The organism is Sulfurovum sp. bin170 (assembly GCF_010892395.1).
Taxonomy (GTDB): Bacteria; Campylobacterota; Campylobacteria; order Campylobacterales; family Sulfurovaceae; genus UBA1140.
Map to the genome: position 1 here is coordinate 1 of NZ_JAACKB010000456.1, position 1,977 is coordinate 1,977.

2 protein-coding genes and 1 pseudogene are annotated in these 1,977 nt (G+C 34.3%); 2 read left to right on the forward strand and 1 reads right to left on the reverse strand.

Features of this window, described 5'->3' with window-relative positions; genetic code table 11:
- Nucleotides 1-180 precede the first annotated feature (180 nt).
- Entirely contained in the window at nucleotides 181-399 is a 219-nt protein-coding gene (locus GSY74_RS10665; RefSeq protein WP_164665127.1) for a hypothetical protein, read from the forward strand.
- Nucleotides 400-553: 154 nt separating this feature from the next.
- A complete protein-coding gene (locus tag GSY74_RS10670) occupies nucleotides 554-1,441 on the forward strand; it encodes a hypothetical protein (RefSeq protein WP_164665129.1) in 888 nt (295 codons plus the stop codon).
- 36 nt (nucleotides 1,442-1,477) lie between these two features.
- Here the strand turns inward: GSY74_RS10670 and GSY74_RS10675 are convergent.
- Nucleotides 1,478-1,977: pseudogene (locus GSY74_RS10675) on the reverse strand (efflux RND transporter permease subunit); the annotation flags it as partial.

A 1,977-nucleotide genomic window follows, 5' to 3' on the forward strand; every position in this document is an offset into this window, starting at 1 on the left:
ACAGATCAAAAACATAGCCCAACTCTATGAATCTTATCTTACTAAAAAGTTTATCTTGGATAGAGAAGGTTCTGTTCTATCGGGTGCAACCTAAAAGAAACCATAAAAAACAACTTTAATTAAAAGCAATAACACCCAACAAATAAAATATCACTAAAATAAAAACCAAAAAGAGATAAAATGAACTTAGAAATAGTAGAAAAAGATTCAGATTATATTGTAGTCAAAGTACCAACAAAGAGTAAAAATCAGAAATTCTTAAAAACAGAAGAAGATATAGAGAAGAGTGTTAATGAGCTAGGAAGAATATTAACAAAAGATGCAATGGAGAAACTCGATAAAGATGAGAATACACTAGAGAGGAATGGTGAAAAGATTACTTTAAAAAAAAGTAAATAAAGAGTATAAAACACCATATGGAACTGCAATAGTTTCAAGAAATATCTATAAATCTTCAAGTGGTAAGAGCTATTGTCCAATAGAAGATAAAGCATCTATATTATACACAGCCACTCCAAAACTAGCAAGAAGTATCAATAGCAAATATATAAAAATGGGAGCCGTAGATGTCGTAAGAGATTTTGAAGAGAATCACGGCTTGAAATTAGAGGAGAGTTATATTCAAAATATATCATATCGCACAGGAAGACTCTATATTGAAATGGAAGATGAGATAGAGTATAAACTGCCACAAATAGATAAAGAGATAGTGACAGTGGGTATAGGGCTAGATGGGACTTGTAGCTTCGTTGGTAATGAGGGATGGAGAGAGACAATGGTAGGAACAATCTCTCTCTATGATAAAGATGGAAATAGGTTACATACGATATATGCCTCCCAAGCACCAGAATATGGAAAAGGTAGATTCAAAGAGATATTTACAAAAGAGATAAATGATATTTCCAAGATTATTCCATCTTCAGCAAACTTTGTTGGTATTGCTGATGGAGCAAAAGATAATTGGAGTTTTCTAGAAGATTTTGTAGAGACTCAAATAATAGATTTTTATCATGCTAGTGAATATTTAGCTGATGCTTCAAAAGTGATTAACCTCAGAGATAAACAAAAGCAAAAAGAGTGGCTAGATAGTGCTTGTCATAGATTGAAAAATGATAAAGATTCAGCACTTGTTTTATTAAATGAGATGAAAGAGCTAGAGAGCAAACAGAGAGTTCCGAAGAAAACCAAAGAGAATTTAAAAAAAGCTATTACATATTTTACTAACCACTATCATCAGATGAATTATGCAGAGGCGATAAACAATAACATTCCTATTGGTTCAGGTGTAACCGAAAGTGCTTGTAAAGTTTTAGTGAAACAGAGATTATGTATTTCAGGAGCTAGATGGAGTCATCTTGGGGCTAGTTGTATGTTGAAGTTGAGAGCTGTAAACCTCACTGATGGTCGATGGAAGCAGTTTTGGGAGGAAGAAATTAGTTAATAATATTTATTTAGGTTTTTTTTAGGTTGCACCCTAGAACCAACTCTGCTTTTTGTTAAGAACCCTAGCCGAAAAACTAGGAATAAGTGACAGAGCAATAGAGTATGAGATGATAACAGCAAACCCAACCGTCATAGCAAAACTCTCAAAGAACTTACCCACAATCCCACTCATAAACGACACAGGAATAAACACAGCCAAAAGCATAGCCGAAATTGCCAAGATAGCAAATGCCATCTCTTTCGTACCCTCATAAGATGCCTGAAACTTACCCATACCAGACTCTAACTTCTTATAAATGTTTTCAATGACCACAATGGCATCATCAATAATGATACCAATAGCCAAGGTCAGCCCTATGAGTGTCATCTTGTTCAGGTCAAAGCCCATATAGTCCATTAGTGCAAATGTACCCATAATAGACGAGGGGATAGAGAGAGCCGATACGATCGTAATAGTAAAGTTTCGCAAGAAGAAAAAGACGATGATAATAGCCAAAAATGCCCCATAGATAAGGTCAAACTTGACATCTTCTA